16 protein-coding genes are annotated in these 17,640 nt (G+C 27.9%); all 16 read left to right on the forward strand.

Annotated elements, in window-relative coordinates; genetic code table 11:
• Positions 1-37: 37 nt before the first annotated feature.
• The 16 genes from L8X38_RS03575 to L8X38_RS03650 all read left to right on the forward strand — a co-directional run bounded on the left by L8X38_RS03575 (position 38) and on the right by L8X38_RS03650 (position 17,638).
• Positions 38-1,084, forward strand: coding sequence for a dehypoxanthine futalosine cyclase (locus tag L8X38_RS03575; protein ID WP_263661324.1), 1,047 nt, complete (start codon positions 38-40; stop codon positions 1,082-1,084).
• Entirely contained in the window at positions 1,084-2,304 is a 1,221-nt protein-coding gene (locus tag L8X38_RS03580; protein WP_263661325.1) for a M16 family metallopeptidase, read from the forward strand. The genes L8X38_RS03575 and L8X38_RS03580 overlap by 1 nt, the downstream gene beginning before the upstream one ends.
• Entirely contained in the window at positions 2,294-4,117 is a 1,824-nt protein-coding gene (recG, locus tag L8X38_RS03585; protein ID WP_263661326.1) for an ATP-dependent DNA helicase RecG, read from the forward strand. Before L8X38_RS03580 ends, recG begins: the two co-directional genes overlap by 11 nt.
• Positions 4,110-4,712, forward strand: coding sequence for a Crp/Fnr family transcriptional regulator (locus tag L8X38_RS03590; protein WP_263661327.1), 603 nt, complete (start codon positions 4,110-4,112; stop codon positions 4,710-4,712). The genes recG and L8X38_RS03590 overlap by 8 nt, the downstream gene beginning before the upstream one ends.
• A gap of 44 nt (positions 4,713-4,756) precedes the next feature.
• On the forward strand, positions 4,757-5,404 hold the full coding sequence (locus L8X38_RS03595; protein WP_133318956.1) for an amino acid ABC transporter permease: 648 nt from the start codon (positions 4,757-4,759) through the stop codon (positions 5,402-5,404).
• On the forward strand, positions 5,397-6,056 hold the full coding sequence (locus L8X38_RS03600) for an amino acid ABC transporter permease (protein WP_133318955.1): 660 nt from the start codon (positions 5,397-5,399) through the stop codon (positions 6,054-6,056). Before L8X38_RS03595 ends, L8X38_RS03600 begins: the two co-directional genes overlap by 8 nt.
• Before the next feature lies 1 nt (position 6,057).
• The gene (locus L8X38_RS03605; protein ID WP_133318954.1) at positions 6,058-6,795 is read left to right on the forward strand and encodes an amino acid ABC transporter ATP-binding protein; all 738 of its coding nucleotides are present in this window, start codon (positions 6,058-6,060) and stop codon (positions 6,793-6,795) included.
• A gap of 108 nt (positions 6,796-6,903) precedes the next feature.
• The gene (locus tag L8X38_RS03610) at positions 6,904-7,701 is read left to right on the forward strand and encodes a cysteine ABC transporter substrate-binding protein (protein ID WP_375154872.1); all 798 of its coding nucleotides are present in this window, start codon (positions 6,904-6,906) and stop codon (positions 7,699-7,701) included.
• A 2-nt stretch (positions 7,702-7,703) separates the two neighbouring features.
• Positions 7,704-8,918 (forward strand): MFS transporter, encoded by a 1,215-nt coding sequence (locus L8X38_RS03615; protein WP_263661328.1) that lies wholly within the window; start codon positions 7,704-7,706, stop codon positions 8,916-8,918.
• A gap of 181 nt (positions 8,919-9,099) precedes the next feature.
• The gene (locus tag L8X38_RS03620; protein WP_263661377.1) at positions 9,100-9,405 is read left to right on the forward strand and encodes a hemerythrin family protein; all 306 of its coding nucleotides are present in this window, start codon (positions 9,100-9,102) and stop codon (positions 9,403-9,405) included.
• 108 nt (positions 9,406-9,513) lie between these two features.
• On the forward strand, positions 9,514-9,885 hold the full coding sequence (locus L8X38_RS03625) for a hemerythrin family protein (RefSeq protein ID WP_263661329.1): 372 nt from the start codon (positions 9,514-9,516) through the stop codon (positions 9,883-9,885).
• 913 nt (positions 9,886-10,798) lie between these two features.
• On the forward strand, positions 10,799-12,205 hold the full coding sequence (locus tag L8X38_RS03630; RefSeq protein WP_263659668.1) for a COG3400 family protein: 1,407 nt from the start codon (positions 10,799-10,801) through the stop codon (positions 12,203-12,205).
• A gap of 7 nt (positions 12,206-12,212) precedes the next feature.
• Entirely contained in the window at positions 12,213-13,271 is a 1,059-nt protein-coding gene (aroB, locus tag L8X38_RS03635; RefSeq protein WP_263661330.1) for a 3-dehydroquinate synthase, read from the forward strand.
• A complete protein-coding gene (locus tag L8X38_RS03640; RefSeq protein WP_263661331.1) occupies positions 13,268-14,797 on the forward strand; it encodes a mechanosensitive ion channel family protein in 1,530 nt (509 codons plus the stop codon). Before aroB ends, L8X38_RS03640 begins: the two co-directional genes overlap by 4 nt.
• Positions 14,794-16,050, forward strand: a complete 1,257-nt coding sequence (mtaB, locus tag L8X38_RS03645) for a tRNA (N(6)-L-threonylcarbamoyladenosine(37)-C(2))-methylthiotransferase MtaB (protein WP_263661332.1) — start codon at positions 14,794-14,796, stop codon at positions 16,048-16,050. Before L8X38_RS03640 ends, mtaB begins: the two co-directional genes overlap by 4 nt.
• On the forward strand, positions 16,040-17,638 hold the full coding sequence (locus tag L8X38_RS03650) for an AAA family ATPase (protein WP_263661333.1): 1,599 nt from the start codon (positions 16,040-16,042) through the stop codon (positions 17,636-17,638). The genes mtaB and L8X38_RS03650 overlap by 11 nt, the downstream gene beginning before the upstream one ends.
• Positions 17,639-17,640: the final 2 nt, after the last annotated feature.

The following is a 17,640-nucleotide window of genomic DNA, read 5'->3' on the forward strand; positions in this document are numbered from 1 at the left end:
ATGTTATAATAATCCTTTTTACAAAAAAGGTTTAAGAATGAGTAGATTAAGTAAAAAAGAAGCGTTAAATTTGCTCCAAAATGCACCTTTATATGAACTAGGTGCAATGGCTTATGAGAGAAAATTGGAGCTTCATCCTGAAAAAATAACTACTTTTGTGGTAGATAGAAATATAAATTATACAAATATTTGCTGTATTGATTGTGATTTTTGTGCTTTTTGTAGAAAAGAAAAAGATGATGACTCCTATATTTTAAGATATGAAGAAATAGGGCAAAAAATAGAAGAATTACAAGCTATAGGTGGAACGCAAATTTTATTTCAAGGCGGGGTACATCCAAAACTTAAAATAGAATGGTATGAAGATTTGCTTTCTTATATAAAAACTAATTATCCAACGATTACCGTGCATGGTTTTTCAGCAGTAGAGATAGTTTATATAGCAAGAGTTTCTAAAATTTCTATAGAAGAGGTTTTAAAAAGATTACAAGTCAAAGGACTTTTTTCTATACCTGGAGCGGGTGCTGAAGTATTAAGCGATAGGGTAAGAGATATTATAGCGCCACACAAATGTGACACAGTTACTTGGCTTAGGGTGCATGAGAGTGCGCATAATATAGGTATGAAAAGTACTGCTACAATGATGTTTGGTACGGTTGAAAATGATGAGGAAATCATCGAACATTTTGATCATTTAAGAAATTTACAAGATAAAACAAATGGCTTTAGAGCTTTTATTTTATGGTCATTTCAAAGCGAAAATACTCCTTTGATCAAAAAACATCCTGAAATCATCAAACAAAGCTCTAATAGATATTTAAGATTGCTAGCTTTAGCAAGATTATATTTAGATAATTTTAAAAATTTACAAAGTTCATGGGTAACACAAGGCTCTTTAATAGGTCAACTTGCTTTAAAATTTGGTGCAAATGATTTAGGTTCAACTATGATGGAAGAAAATGTTGTAGCCGCAGCTGGTGCAAAATACAGAATGAATCAAGAACAAATGATAGAACTTATTAAAGATATAGGGGAATTACCTGCCAAACGCGATACAGCTTATAATATTTTAGAAAGGTTTTAATGTTAAATTTAGACTTTAATGAAACTAAAATAGACATAATATATGAGTATGAAAATGAGCTTCCTGTAGTATTTTTTAAGCTCATTTTTAAAAATAGTGGAAAAATAGCAGAAAAACACAATAGAGGTTGTGCAAGTATGCTTGCTAGGCTTTTAAATGAAGGAAGTAATGATGAGTTTTTTAAAAGCTTAGAATACCGTGCTATAGAGCTTTATGCTAAGGCTAGTTTTGAACATTTTCAAATTAGTATTAAATGCTTGAAAGAACATTTTGATTTTGCTTTAGAAAAATTACAAGAATTATTTTTAAATGTGCGTTTTGATGAAAAAATCTTACAAAGATTAAAAACTTTAGCTTTGGGTGAACTTGCAAGTTTAAATACTAATTATGATTATCAAGCAAAAAGACTTTTGAATAAGAATGTTTTTAAAGATGAAATTTTTGCTAGTGGTCTTGATGGGACTAAAGAAAGCATAGAAAAGATTAGTTTAAAAGAATTACAAGATTTTATGAGTGAAAATTTAGTACTTGATAATGCTTTATTTGTTTTTGGTGGAGATATTAAAGAAGATGAAGTAAAGATTAAAGTAGAAAAAATTTGCCAAATTCTAAAAAGAAATGCCCCAAATCAAAACAAAAGCTACAAGCTCGTTGATGAGAGTATAGAAGTAAGTGAGCAAAAAAGCACTGAGCAAGCTTATATATACTTTTGCTCTCCATTTAATATACAAATTAATGATGAGAAAATGTATTTAGCTAAACTTGCTTTGTTTATTTTAGGTCAAGGTGGTTTTGGTTCGCGTTTGATGGAAGAAGTGCGTGTAAAAAGAGGCTTGGCGTATTCAGCATATGCTATGCTTGATGTAAATTTAAATTATAGTAGAGTTTTTGGGTATTTGCAAACTAAAAATGAAAGTTCTAATGAGGCTAAAGCTTTAGTTAAGGAAGTTTTTGAAAACTTTGTCCAAAATGGAGTCAATGAAAAAGAATTTCAACTAGCTAAACAATTTTTAGTAGGATCTATGCCTTTAAGGTATGAAAACTTGGCTAAAAGACTAGATATAATGCTAAATGAATATTTGCATGGTTTAAAACTTGGAAATTTAAAAGAAGAAATGCAAAAGATTAAAAACACTAATCTAGATGAATTAAATGACTTCATCAAAGCACATAGTGAAATTACCAAAGTGAGTTTTGCAAGCATAGAAAATGAAAGTTGAAGAAAAGGACTTAAAACTACTTCATGCTTTAGGGGTTAAAAATTGTATCGATTTGGCTTTGATTTTACCTAAAAAATTTGATGATTTTAGAATTTCAAAGTTTCCAAAAGATACATTTTGCACTCAAAATGTAAAAATTATTAGCATACAAAATCATCACTCCCAGCTTTCTATACTTTGTGAATGTTTAGAATGGGGTATAAAAGCAAATATAGTAATTTTTCATCCTAATAGATGGCATTTTAAAATTTTTAAACATAATGCTTTGGTTTGTATCCATGCAAAGATGAATTTTTTTAATGGAATTTGGCAGTTTATAAACCCAAAAATAGTAAAAAACATAGGTCAAATAATCCCTAAATACCAAATTAGCTCTATTAAAGATGAAAGCATCAAAAAGCTTATTTTAAAATATGTCAATGAAGCTAACTTAAAAGCGCTAAATTTAGAACAAAAATATATCAATTTACTTTTGAATTTACACAATTATGATGATTTAATTCTTTATGAAAATTTTAATGCCATAGTTAAAGATTTAAAATATATAGAAATTTTTAATCATTTAAGGCGTTTAAAGGGTAAAAAAATATCACAAAATGCTTATGAAATAGAACTTTTTGATATAAGCTCTTGGCTTAAAGGTTTAGAATTTAGCCCTACAAATGATCAGCTTTTAGCAATAGAAGATATTAAAAAAGATTTGCAAAATAAAGTCGCTAAAAGGCGTGTGGTAATGGGTGATGTGGGTTGTGGTAAGACTTTGGTCATACTTGCTGCAAGTTTGCTAGTATATCCTAAAAAGGCTATTTTAATGGCTCCAACTAGTATATTAGCAGAGCAAATTTATCATGAAGCAAAAAGACTTTTGCCTGATTTTGTTAATGTATTGCTTTTAAAGGGTGGTAAAAAAGATAAAGATTTAGCAAAATTAAAAGAACAAGCCCATTTTATCATAGGTACACATGCGCTCATTCATCAAGAAGAATTTGAAGCAGTTTTAGTGATGATAGATGAGCAACATCGCTTTGGCTCTAATCAAAGACAAAAAATAAGTGAGCTTAGTAAAAACTCTCAATATGCTCCACATATCGTGCAATTTTCTGCTACACCTATACCAAGAACACTTTCTATGATACAAAGTGAGCTTGTAAATTTTAGTTTTATTAAACAAATGCCTTTTAAAAAAGACATTAAAACTTTTTGCATACAAGATAAAGATTTTAAATATTTGCTTAAAAAAATCGACGATGAACTAGCTAAAAATCATCAAGTAATCATCATTTATCCTTTGGTAAATGAAAGTGAAAATATAGATTATTTATCGCTAGAACAAGCACAAGGGTATTGGATAAACAAATACAAAAATGTTTATGTGACTCATGGAAAAGATAAAAATAAAGATCAAATTTTGCAAGAATTTAGAGAAAAAGGCACGATTTTACTTTCTACGACCGTGGTTGAAGTGGGAATTTCTTTACCAAGACTAAGCGTGATTGTAGTTGTTGGGGCTGAAAGACTTGGGCTTGCTACCTTACATCAGCTTCGAGGTAGGGTAGGTAGAGTAGGGCTTGAGAGCTTTTGTTATTTATATACTAAGCAAAAAGAAATTCCAAGTCGTTTGCTTGAATTTGCTAAAACTTTAGATGGGTTTAAAATAGCTGAGCTTGATTTAAAAAACAGGTTAAGTGGGGATTTACTAGATGGCAGAGTGCAACATGGAAATCACTTTAAATTTTTTGATTTTGCAGATGATGAAGAGCTGGTTTTAAAAGCAAAAGAAAGTATTAAAAATATGGAAGAAAAAAATGGATAAACATTTTGAAATTTTGATTTCAAAGGGCAAAAAGAAGTATTTTAAGAAAGGAAATATTTTATTTTTTCAAGGTGAAAAAGCAAATAAAATTTACATTTTACTAAGTGGAAAAGTGCGTATATATAAGGTAAATGCAAAAGGTTTTGAGCTAACACTACACACTCTAACTCCAGTAAATTTTATAGCTGAAATGCCTGTGTTTGAGGGTATTGATTACCCAGCCAATGCAATTTGTGAGCAAGATTGTGAAATTTGTGTTTTTGATTTTAATGAATTTAAAAAATTATGCTTAGAAAATGGAGAATTTAGTTTTTTACTTTTGACTTCTTTAATCGGTAAAATTCGAATTTTAGAAAATTTTATCAGACAAAAATCTTTGGATTTAAAGTCAAGATTAGTCAGCTTTTTACTAGAAAATGAAGAAAAACTACAAAATTTAAAACAAAAAGAAATCGCTGTGATTTTAAATTTACCCCCAGAATCTTTGTCGCGTTTTTTAAAAGAATTAAAACAAAATGAGCTTATTTGCACAAATAAAGGTAAAATAGTAATTTTAAATAAAGAAAAAATGCAAAATTTAATTAAGTCTTTTTAAGTCTTATTTGTTACAATATTATATTTTAAAGTATGGATGGTTTCATGGATTTTGATTTTTTAGTCAAGTTTAGCCCTATGTTTATACAAGCTTCTTGGCTTACATTAAAACTTGCTATTTATGGGGTGTTTTTTTCATTTTTAGTAGGTTTATTTTGTGTGGGAGTGAGTTATTTTAAATTTTCCTTTTTAAACACAATTTGTAAAATTTATATAGAATTTTCAAGAAACACACCTTTGCTAATCCAACTTTTCTTTTTATATTATGCTTTACCTGAATTTGGAATTCAACTTAGCTCTTTTGCTTGTGCTGTGATAGGACTTAGTTTTTTAGGTGGTTCTTATATGGCTGAAAGTTTAAGAGCGGGTATGGAAGCGGTTAAAAAACAACAATATGAATCAGGACTTTCTTTGGGTTTGAGCAAATGGCAAAATTTCCGTTATATTATTATGCCTCAAGCTTTGGGTATAGCTATGCCAAGCATTAGTGCAAATATCATTTTTTTACTTAAAGAAACTTCTGTAGTAAGCATTATTGCTTTAGCAGATTTAGTATATGTGGCTAAAGATCTTATAGGGCTTTATTATAAAAGTAACGAAGCATTATTTGCTTTGGTGCTTTGTTATTTGATCTTGATTTTACCTTTATCTTTAGTGTTAAACCGTATAGAAAAAAGGTTAAATTATGTTTGAAATTTTAAATCAAGATACCTTTTTTAGACTAGCGCAAGGTTTAAAGGTTACTTTAGAGCTTTCATTGATTAGCGTTTTGATTTCACTCATAGGAGGAGTTTTTTTTGGAATTTTAATGCATTCTAAAAACAAATTCCTTTATGTTTTTTGTCGTTTTATGCTTGAGTTTGTGCGTATTATGCCTTTGATTGTTTGGCTTTTTATAGTGCATTTTGGCTTGGCGAAATGGTTTGGATGGCATTTGAGTGCTTTGGGTTCAAGTATTATTGTTTTTAGTATTTGGGGTGTATTTGAGATGATGGATTTGGTTAGATCATCTTTAGCAAGTATACCAAAACATCAGTATGAGTCAGGACTTTCACTAGGTTTTAATAAATTTGAAGTTTATCTTTTTATCATTATACCTTTATCTTTGAGAAGATTATTGCCAATGAGTATTAATCTTTTCACAAGAATCATCAAAAGCACTTCAGTGATTTATCTAATCGGCGGTATAGAGCTTATTAAAGTAGGTCAACAAGTGATTGAGCTTAATTTATTTCAAAATTCTTATGCGGCTTTTGTGATTTATGGTTTGATTTTACTGATTTATTTTATACTTTGTTATCCTTTGTCAGTATATTCAAAGTTTTTAGAGAAAAAATGGAGCTAATATGAGCATTTTAAAAATACAAAATTTACAAAAATATTATGATGATCATCATGTTTTAAAAGATATTAATTTAGAAGTAAATCAAAAAGAAGTAGTGGTTATACTAGGTCCAAGTGGTTGTGGGAAATCTACACTTTTAAGATGTATTAATGGCCTAGAAGAAATGGCTGATGGAGCTATTTTAGTAGATGATGAGAAAATTGATAAAAATTATAAAAAATGGACTCAAATTCGTCAAAAAATAGGTATGGTGTTTCAATCTTATGAGCTTTTTGATCATTTAAATGTTGAGCAAAATATACTTTTAGGACCTTTAAAGGTGCAAAAAAGAAAAAAAGAAGAGGTTTTAGAAGAAGCAAAATACTGGCTTGATAGAGTAGGACTTTTGCATAAAATAAAAGCTTATCCTAAAGAATTAAGCGGTGGACAAAAGCAACGCATAGCCATAGTTAGAAGTCTTTGTATGAACCCTGAAATCATGCTTTTTGATGAAGTTACAGCAGCGCTTGATCCTGAAATCGTGCGTGAAGTTTTAGATGTGATTTTAAATTTGGCAAAAGATGGTATGACTATGCTTATAGTTACACATGAAATGGGTTTTGCAAGAGCAGTTGCTGATAAAATAGTTTTTATGGATGATGGTAAAATAGTAGAAATTTCAAATCCTGATGAATTTTTTGAAAATCCAAAGACAGATCGTGCGAAAAAATTTCTCAATTTGTTTGATTTTCATCGTTAATTTTATTTTTTTAAAATATTTATTTAAAAAAATAATATAAGGTTTAAAAATTTAAATTTTTAATCATAAGGATAAAACATGAAAAAAATTTTTCTTTTATCATTTTTGATGGCACTTTTTTTTAGTGCATGCTCAAATTCAAGCTCTAATGAAAATTCCATAGAGAAAATCAAACAGCAAGGTGTAATCCGTATAGGTGTATTTGGCGATAAACCTCCATTTGGCTACCTAGATGCACAAGGGAAAAATCAAGGTTATGATGTATATTTTGCTAAACGCATAGCAAAAGAACTTTTGGGTGATGAGTCAAAAGTGCAATTTGTACTTGTTGAAGCAGCAAATAGAGTAGAATTTTTAGAATCAAATAAAGTAGATTTAATCTTAGCAAATTTTACAAAAACCCCAGAAAGAGAAGCTGTGGTTGATTTTGCATTACCTTATATGAAAGTTGCTCTTGGGGTGGTGGCTCCTAAAGGGTCAGATATTGAAACTTTAGATGATTTAAAAAATAAAACTTTAATTTTAAATAAAGGCACAACAGCTGATGCGTATTTTACAAAAAATATGCCAGATATTAAAACGATTAAATTTGATCAAAATACAGAAACTTTTGCAGCTTTAATTGGTAAAAGAGGTGATGCGTTAAGTCATGATAATGCATTGCTTTTTGCTTGGGCTAAAGAAAATCCAAATTTTGAAGTAGTGATTAAAGAACTTGGAAATCATGATGTTATAGCTCCTGCTGTAAAAAAAGGTGACGAAGCTATGTTAAATTTTATCAATGATTTGATTTTAAAATTACAAAATGAACAATTTTTTCACAAAGCTTATGATGAAACTTTAAAGCCATTTTTTAGCGATGATATAAAAGCTGATGATGTAGTAATCGAAGGTGGCAAAATTTAATAATGCAAAAAGCTTTTAAAAATACCATCTATGCTTCCTTAGGTGGTATTTTAGAATTTTATGATTTTGTTTTATTTATCTTCTTTGCAAGTGTTTTTGCAAAAATTTTCTTTCCTCAAAATGATGATTTTTGGCCATTAATCTATACTTATGTAGCCTTTGGGGCAGGGTATTTAGCCAGACCTTTTGGTGCTGTTGTTTTAGCGCATTTTGCAGATATAAAAGGGCGTAAGAATGTTTTTTATATTAGCATGCTTTTAATGGTTGTACCAAGTTTTATTTTGGCCTTTTTACCTACTTATGAAAGCATAGGGCTTTTGGCTACTTTTATGCTTTTTGTTATTAGGATAGCCCAAGGATTAGCTATAGGAGCTGAAGTTAGCGGTGCTTGGATTTTTGTGAGTGAATTTGTGAGTAAAAAAAGACTTGGTTTGGCGCTTGGTTTTATTTCAGCGACTTTGACTTTAGGTTTATTGCTTGGAAATTTAGCGACTTTGACTATATATGCGTATTTTGATAAAGAAGAAGTAGAAAGCTTTGCTTGGAGAATTCCTTTTTTTATAGGAGGATTTTTTGGTATATTGGCTTTATTTTTACGCACGAAATTGAATGAAACACCAGCTTTTAAAAATATAAAAGCAAAAGAAAAAATTTTAAATTTCCCACTTTTGCAGGCTTTAAAAACACATAAAAAAAGTATGTTAATATGCGCTTTACTTACTGTGGTTTTAACAAGTGGGGTGGCTACTTTAATGATACTGCCACAATATTTTGAAAGCTTATTAGGAGTTAGCAAAACTACTGCTTTGTTATATCAAAATTTGGCCATAGTGATGATCATACTAGGAAGTTTAGCGCAAGGATATTTAGCAGATTTTTTAGGACATTTTAAAATTTGTTTGATTTTCACTTTACTTTTTGGAATTTTTGGCATTAGTTTTAGCTTTTATAATGAGTGGTTTTTGTTATTTTATTTGCTTGCTTGTTTTGCACAAGGTATTATAGCTTTTGCTCCTATTTTTATGACTCAAATTTTTACCACAGAGTTAAGATCGAGTGGTCTTTCTTTTGCTTATAATATTTCTTATGCGATTTTGGGTTTTATAACCCCTTTTATTGTTAATTTTGTATATAAGGAGTATTTTTATATTTATATTATTTTTATAATTATTGCTAGTTTGCTAAGTTGTTTTTTAAATAAATTTTTTATTAAATAATTATATATATTAATATTTATTTTATGGATAATACTATTATATATACTACAAAATAAGGAATATTATATATGAAAATATGGACTCAAAAATATACCGTTTGGAATAGTATTATTGATATACAACATAAAAGCTTATTTGATTTAGCTAAAGAAATTTATTTTATAAAAAAAATCATGTAAGTATTAATGAAGTTAGAATGCTTTCGATTGAATTTTTAAAACAACTTAAAGATCATGCAAAATATGAAGAAAAATATATGAAAAGGATTGCTTACCCATATATCGATATACATATGAAAGAGCATAAAAAAATTATGTCTTCATTAGCTTCTTTAGTTAAAAACACATCAAACATAAATGAATTTAAAACAAAATTTAGTGATTTTATAGATGATAATATTATTAAGCATATTTTAGAGGAAGATATAAAATATGCTAATTTTAAGAAAAAAAGAATATGTTTTTTATACTTGTGGATGCTTAAATAAAAAATATAAAATTTCACATAATATGTATCTTAAAATTTTTAATGGTGCTAAGTATGATTGTAAAATTTGTCAGCAAAATATTCGATTGATTTAATCGGCGGGGGATATATGGTAAGTAATTTTCCCTCTTGGAGTGATGAATATTGTTTAGGCAATGAAAAAATAGATTTACAGCATCAGAGATTTTTTGCTTTAACTTTAGAAGTTTTTAGACTTTCAAATAGATATATTTATAAAACAGAATTAAAAAAAGTATTAATGGAGTTATTTTCATATATGAAAAATCATTTTGATGATGAAGAGGAATATATGAGAGAAATTAAATATCCATATTTAGATGAGCATATAATAATGCATAAAAATATTGTAAAATCTATGAAAAGTCTATTATATGAGTGTTGTAGTACTAATGAACTTAAAAATGAACTTTATAATATAGTATCATCATGGTTTTTAATCATTTTAGTATACATGATATGAAAATAAGAGATTATGTTCAAAATTCATCTAATCAAAATTTATCAAAACAAAACGAGATGATAAAAAGCGAAGAAATATTTGAGTATACATGTGATTGTATTGGTGTTATCCATAAGGCGAATTATGATTTACATATGAAAATAAATTATTTAAATATATCTTATAAGTGCAGCAAATGCTCAAAAAAGTTGGAATTAAAATCAAATGCATATAAAGTTATCTAGTTGATTTTTAAGTTAAATAGTATATTTAACATAGTAGTTTATTAATTCATTATCTTTTTCCGAGGCATATTGTAGTAGAATTTATAGTTTGAAGCAACATGAACTACCGTCCTCTAAACTATTTTTTTGTTAAATTTATTAAAATTTATAAATAATAAATTTTTTATTGCAATTACTATTTGTATATCAATAGCATTATTTTACAAAAATTTCTCTCTTTTTGATATTTTTATTTCACTTAAATAGTTGATTCTTGTAAGTTTTATTTTTATTTTGTCTTTAAATATTGTTTTTTATAAAAATTGTTTTATTTAAATGATATAATTTTTATTTTTAAATCTTTAAAGTAGTTTTAGACAAAATGAACTTTTTCTTGTTGATATATTTTAGTTTTAAGATGTTAAATTATTTCTAAATTTGTGATAATTTTATCCAAAAAATATATTATACAGTTTTTTTAAGTAGATTTTAATTGACATGTGAGGAATATTTATTATATCTCTTTAACTTTAAAATCCTTTTATAAGCTAAATAAGTATCCATCATTAAGATTTTTACTGAATGAAAAATAATAATTTTTGTTAATTTAAAAGATATATTAAGTAGTGGAATATATTTTGAAAAAACAAAAACTTTAAAATATAAACTATAACTTTGCTATAATTATGCTTTATATTTTAGAGGTGTGAATGAATAAGATTTTATTACTGACTGATGGACCTTTTGCGAAAGATTTTTTAAAGAAAATTTATAATAACAAAACCTTCAAAGAGTCTTTGAGTGTTGTGTATTATAATGATGATAGCGTAGACTTAGACTTAGAGAATGAACAAATTTCTTTTTTTAAATTTGATCCTACGAGTTTGATTAAGCTAGAAAATTTATTAAAAGAAAATTTTCATCAAGCTATTATTTATATGCAAGAAGAAGCAGATACATTAGCTTGCTATCAAAATTTAAGAAAATTACATCCAAGATTAAATATAGTTATTATGGATTTGTGGAATAGCCAAATTGATGATAATTTTTGTGAGGTAATTAATATTTATGATACTTTAAGTACAAGATTGACAGGTTGTTTGGATAATATGCCTTCAATGGCACAATTTATAGGGCTTGGACAAGGTGAGATTATGGAGGTTAAAATTCCTGCAGGGTCAAGTTTTGCTTATAGGCACATAAGCTCTATTAGCCAAAAACGCTTTAAAATCGTAATGGTTTATAGAAATAATGAATTTATTTTGGCAAGACCTGGGCTTATTTTAATGCCAAATGATAGCATTTTAATCGTGGGTGATCCTAAAGTTTTGCAAAGTGTTTTTACTAATGTTAAAACAAGCTTAGGACGCTTTCCATCGCCTTTTGGAGATAATATACTTTGTATTATAGATATGAAAAAAATGAGTGAGTTTGCTATAGAAAAGCTTATTTTTGCAAGCTTGCTTTTGCATGTAAGAATCAATAGCAAAAAACTTTATTTTAAGGTGATTAATCCTACTTTAACTCCTATGTATTATAAACTTAAATCCTTGCATAAAAATAGCACTGAAGTGATATTTGACTTTGAAAGCACAAATATAAAAAACATTAAACCTTTTGTGGAAAATACTAGCATAGGTTTACTAGTGGTGGAGGATTATCTTTTTGAAAAAGAAAAAAGTTTTCTTTTTACTTTAAAACTTCCTGTGTTAAAAGCAGGTAAAGGGGATTTTGCAGATTTAAAATCTTCTGTAGTTTTAAGTTCAAATTTTGAAGATGTAGAGGGTATTGCTTCTATTATGCTTGATTTTAACAAGCAAATTCAACTAGGCCTTGCCTTGTATTACTATGCTTTAAAATTAAATAAAGCCGAAATTTTTGAATATCATCAGTATTTTGAAAGCCTTTCAAAACTTCATGATGAAAAATTACTTTTGATAGAAGAAAAAGAACATAATCCTATCAATAAATTTTCTTACAAACAAAATATATTGCATTTTGTACCATTTAATGAAAAAATTTTAGGAAACAATTTCAATAAAATTTTAAAAACGGATTTAAATACGATATATTATAAGATGAATAAAAATTATCAATTGTTTATACCATCATTGTGAGAAAATAATGCAAGTTAAGGTAAATTTAGATAAAAATACAAGTTATAATGTCTATATAAATGAGTTAGAAAAATTAAATTTTGATACTAAAGTAGTGATTTTAACTAATGAATTAGTTGCAAAACTACATTTGGATACACTTTTGAAAAAAATTCATGCTAAAGAACTTTTTGTTATAAAAATCAAAGATGGCGAAGAGTATAAAAATTTACAAACTATAGAATATATCTTAGATCAAATGTGTACCTATAAGCTAGATAGAAAAAGTCTGCTTATAAGCTTTGGTGGTGGGGTGATCTCTGATATGGGTGGTTTTGTAGCAAGTATATATCAAAGAGGGATAGAATTTATCAATATTCCCACAACTTTACTAGCTTGTGTGGATGCAAGTGTGGGTGGTAAAACCGGGGTGAATAATAAATTTGGTAAAAACTTAATAGGCACTTTTTATCAGCCAAAAGTGGTGTATTGTGAGAGTGAGTTTTTAAAAACCTTACCTTCAAGAGAACTAGCTGCTGGTATGGCTGAATTTATCAAAATGGCTGTGGTTTTTGATGAAAAAATTTTATCTTTTTTAGAAAATTTAGATGAGGATAAATTTTTAAATACTAAACTTGATGATATTACCTTAGCTCAAATCATCCAAAAAAGTATAGAACTTAAAGCTAATGTGGTTTCACAAGATGAAAAAGAAAGTGGCTTAAGAATGCTTTTAAATTATGGTCATACTTTTGCTCATGTTATAGAAAATCAAACAGGATATAAAAAGTACTTACATGGTGAAGCCGTGGCTATAGGTATGAACATGGCAAATATTCTAGCTTTAAATTTGGGGTTATTAAGCGAGCAAGAATGCCAAAGAGTACAAAAATTGCTTGTGAAATTTAAATTACCCATATCTTATAAAATTTCAAATATAGAAGAGTTTTATAATGCCTTTTTCTTAGATAAAAAAACACATTTTCAAAAGATTAATTTTGTTTTAGCTTGTGGTTTAGGAAAAGCTTGTATAAAAAATGATATATCTAAAGAAGATATTTTACACACTTTAGAGGTGTTTGCATGAAAAAAAATATATTGATTTTGCTCTTACCCTTTACATTACTTTTAGCGCAAGATGATATAAAGCATTTAGAACAAAAATTAAATGAATTACATAATAATTTAGCATATAATACTTGGATAATTAAATATAATAATTTTAACATTTACAAAAAAACTCAAGATGAAATTTTGGCTTTAGAAAAAGAAAGTTTAAAAGCTAATGAACGCAATAAAAGCATTATAGAAAGACAAATTTTAATTTTAAAAGAAAGACTAGAGCTTTTAAGTGAGTATAAAAGTGCAAATTTTTCAAAGATGGTTTTGGCACCTGAAGAAGTTGATAAAATAGATAAGCTAACTAATCCTTTAGCTATTATTTCAGCATACTCACATATAAAAAAATTAAGACGCGACAAAGAAGAATACATTAATCTCTTGAATAGTTTTAAGCAAACTTTAGATGAGCTTATAAAAGAAAATGTTTTAGTAGCTGAAATAGCTAAATTATCTTCTAATAAAGAGCATGATGAATATTTAAAAATATCCAATCAGATGGTTAGAGATTTTTCACAAACTCTGCGTTTTGGAGAAATTTCTTATTCTGTGTATGAGAAAAAAATTCAAGAAGAGATTGAAAAAACGACAGCTTCAATTAAAATTCAGGGTGTAAGAGCTTTCAATATAGTTTTGGCTATTGTTATAGTTGTAGCCATAGCATTTTTACTCAAATTTATAGCTAGAAAATATATAGGCGATAATGATCGCTTTTATACAGCAAATAAAATCATTAATTTTATTAATATCAATGTAATTGTTTTAATCTTGCTTTTTGGATATATTGAAAATATCAGCTATTTAGTGACCGTTCTTGGTTTTGCTTCTGCTGGTTTGGCTATTGCTATGAAAGATATGTTTATGTCTATGCTTGGTTGGTGTGTGATAGTTTTTGGTGGAAGTTTTAGAGTGGGCGATAGGGTGAGAGTTTTTCAAAACAATACACATTATATCGGCGATATAATTGATATTTCATTTTTAAGAATAACTTTGTATGAAGATATATCTTTACTAACTTATACAGATAATCGAAGAAGTGGTAGGATAATTTTCATACCAAATAACTTTATTTTTACCAATCTTATATCAAATTATACTCATCATGGGATGAAAACAATTTGGGATGGACTTGATATTACTTTAACTTTTGATTCAAATCATCAAAAAGCCTTAGATATAGTAGAAGAAATCGTTATAAAAGCTTCTAAAGGCTATACAAAAATTGCAAAAGAATCCATGAATAAATTAAGAAATGAATACAGCATTAGAAATCCTAAAGTAGAACCTAGGTTTTTTACATTTTTAGAAGGTTATGGTATGAGAATTTCTGCTTGGTATATGACAAATTCTTATGCGGCCTTGGTTTTAAGAAGTAATATAAGTAAAGAAATTATCAATGAATTTAATAAACATGATGATATAAAAATAGCCTATCCATCACAAAATTTATATATGGCAAAACATGAATTTATAGAAAATAAGGAAGATATTTGAAAAAAAAGGTATATTTTAAAACTTTTGGTTGTAGAACTAATATTTATGATACGCAATTATTAAAAACTTATATTAAAGATCATATTGTCACACAAAATGAACAAGAAGCTGATGTGATAGTGATAAATTCTTGCACGGTTACAAATGGTGCTGATAGTGGGCTTAGAAGTTATATTAATAGTGTAAAAAAAAATGGAGTTAAGGTTATACTTACAGGCTGTGGTGCTGTAAGCAAGGGAAAGGATTTTTTTAATAAAAAAGAAATTTTTGGAGTTTTAGGAGCTTCTAATAAAGATAAAATTAACGAGTTAATCTCACAGGATAAAGCCTTTTATGAGCTTGGAAATTTACGCTTTATCGATACAAAAATCGTAAGTAATTATGAAAATCACACTAAAGCTTTTGTAAAAATTCAAGAAGGATGTGACTTTGCTTGTAGTTATTGCATAATCCCGAGTGTTAGAGGTAAATCAAGAAGCATGCCAAGTGAGGAAATAATAAAACAAATCAAACTTTTGGCTCAAAATGGCTATAGTGAAGTAGTTTTAACGGGTACTAATATAGGAAGTTATGGTTTAAAAGATAAAACTACACTTGGAAAATTACTGCAAGAAATAGGCAAGATTAATGGTATAAAAAGAGTAAGACTTGGGAGTTTAGAACCTGCTCAAATTGATGAGAGTTTTAAAGAAATTTTAGATGAACCTTGGCTTGAAAAGCATTTGCATATTGCCCTGCAACACACTCATGAGAAAATGCTACGCATCATGCGTAGAAGATCACACACGCAAAATGATTTAGCATTGTTTAATGAGTTAAATCAAAAAGGTTTTGCTTTAGGAACAGACTTTATCGTGGCACATCCTGGGGAAAGTGAGTTGATATGGCAAGAAGCTTTAGAAAATTTCAAACAATTTAAACTCACACATATCCATGCTTTTATTTTCTCACCACGCGATGGAACGCATTCTGCTTCTATGAGTGAGCGAATTAATGGTGATATAGCCAAAGAAAGATTAAATATTTTAAAAGATATAGTCGCACAAAATAATTATGAGTTTAGAAAAAACCAAAAAAATATTTTAGAAATTTTAGTCGAGAGTAAAAAAGATGGTTTTTATGAAGGCTATGATCAATTTTTTAATAAAATCAAAATTACAAGCAAAGAAGATATTGCTAAACAATGGATAAGTATTGAAAAATATGAATGCAAAGAAGATTGTAACTATGTAAGGTTAGAGGATGAAAAATAAAAAGATTATCTTAGCTTCATTTTTATTGCTTTGTGTTTTTATATTGATTGCATTTTTAAAAAATCAACCAGATTATATTAGCAAGGCTGCTTATGAAGAGCTTTTAGAACAAAATTTAATCCAAAAGGCTATAGTAGAAAATAATGAAATATTATTAAAAAGCAAAGAAGGAAATTTTTTAATCGCTAAAGATGTAGTGGATTTAAATGCTTTGTGGCAAAAAATTCCTTTAGAATATGCTAAAGATTATGATTTGAGTGAGTTTTTTTTGATATTTATTTTACTTGCTTTTCTCATAAGCTTTTTACTCTTTCTTAATAAAAAAAACAAAGATAGGCAAAATTTACTTTCTTTAGAAAAAAATATTTTAGAAAAAAATGAACAAAATAACACCATACAAGATGTAGTAAGTGAAGTTAAATTTAAAGATGTAGCAGGGGTTGATGAGGCTAAGGTGGAGCTTTTGGAAATCGTTGATTTTTTAAAAAATCCTCAAAAATATAAAGATTTTGGCGTGAAAATGCCAAAAGGCGTTTTACTAGTAGGCCCTCCTGGAGTAGGTAAAACCTTGATAGCAAAAGCAGTAGCAGGTGAAGCTGGGGTGCCATTTTTTTATCAAAGTGGGGCTAGTTTTGTAGAAATTTATGTAGGTATGGGTGCAAAAAGAGTTAGAGAGCTTTTTTTAAAAGCTAAATCAAAAGCTCCAAGTATTATTTTTATAGATGAAATTGACGCAGTTGGTAAAAGTAGAGGGGATTTTTCCAATGTAGAAAGAGATAATACGCTAAATCAACTTTTAACTCAAATGGATGGATTTGAAGATAATAGTGGTGTTATAGTGATGGCTGCTACAAATAAAATCGATCTTATGGATAATGCGTTATTAAGATCAGGGCGTTTTGATAGAAGAATTTTTATATCTTTGCCTGATTTTAAAGATAGAATGCATATTTTGCAAAATTATATGAAAGAAAAAAAATCTAGCGTAGATTTGGAAAAAATTGCAAAAGCTAGTGTGGGTTTTAGTGGAGCTGCCTTGGAGACTTTAGTTAATGAAGCGGCTATTAATGCTATAAGAAGAAAATCAGATTTAATAGAAGAAAATGATTTTTTTGCAGTGCTTAATAAAGTTTTAATGGGTAAAAAAAAGATTTTTTCTCTAAGCGACAAGGAAAAAAAAATTCAAGCCACATATCAAGCAGCTAAAGCCTTGTGTGCTTTTTATTTTGATGTTAAATTTGAAAAAATTACTCTAATTGAAGATAGGTTTAAAGAATATGAAAATACTATCAAATCAAAATCAGAATTATTAAATAAAATAAAAGTTTTTTTAGCAGGTTCAGTTGCTATGGAGCTTATTTTTAATGAAAGTTACACTAATGCACAAAGTGATCTTTTAAAGGTTAAAGAATTGCTCGTTTTTATGGAAACTTTCGCTATGGCAAATGAGGGTTTATTACAAGAGCAAAAGCAAGAAGTGAAAGAATTTTTAGAATTAATGAAAGAAAAAGTAGTGAGATTAGCTAGCATTCTTTTAGAAAATGAAAAAATAGAAAAACAAGATATAGAAAAAATCATAATGGAGTGAAA

The organism is Campylobacter sp. CNRCH_2014_2452, assembly GCF_025772865.1.
Taxonomy (GTDB): Bacteria; Campylobacterota; Campylobacteria; order Campylobacterales; family Campylobacteraceae; genus Campylobacter_D; species Campylobacter_D lari_D.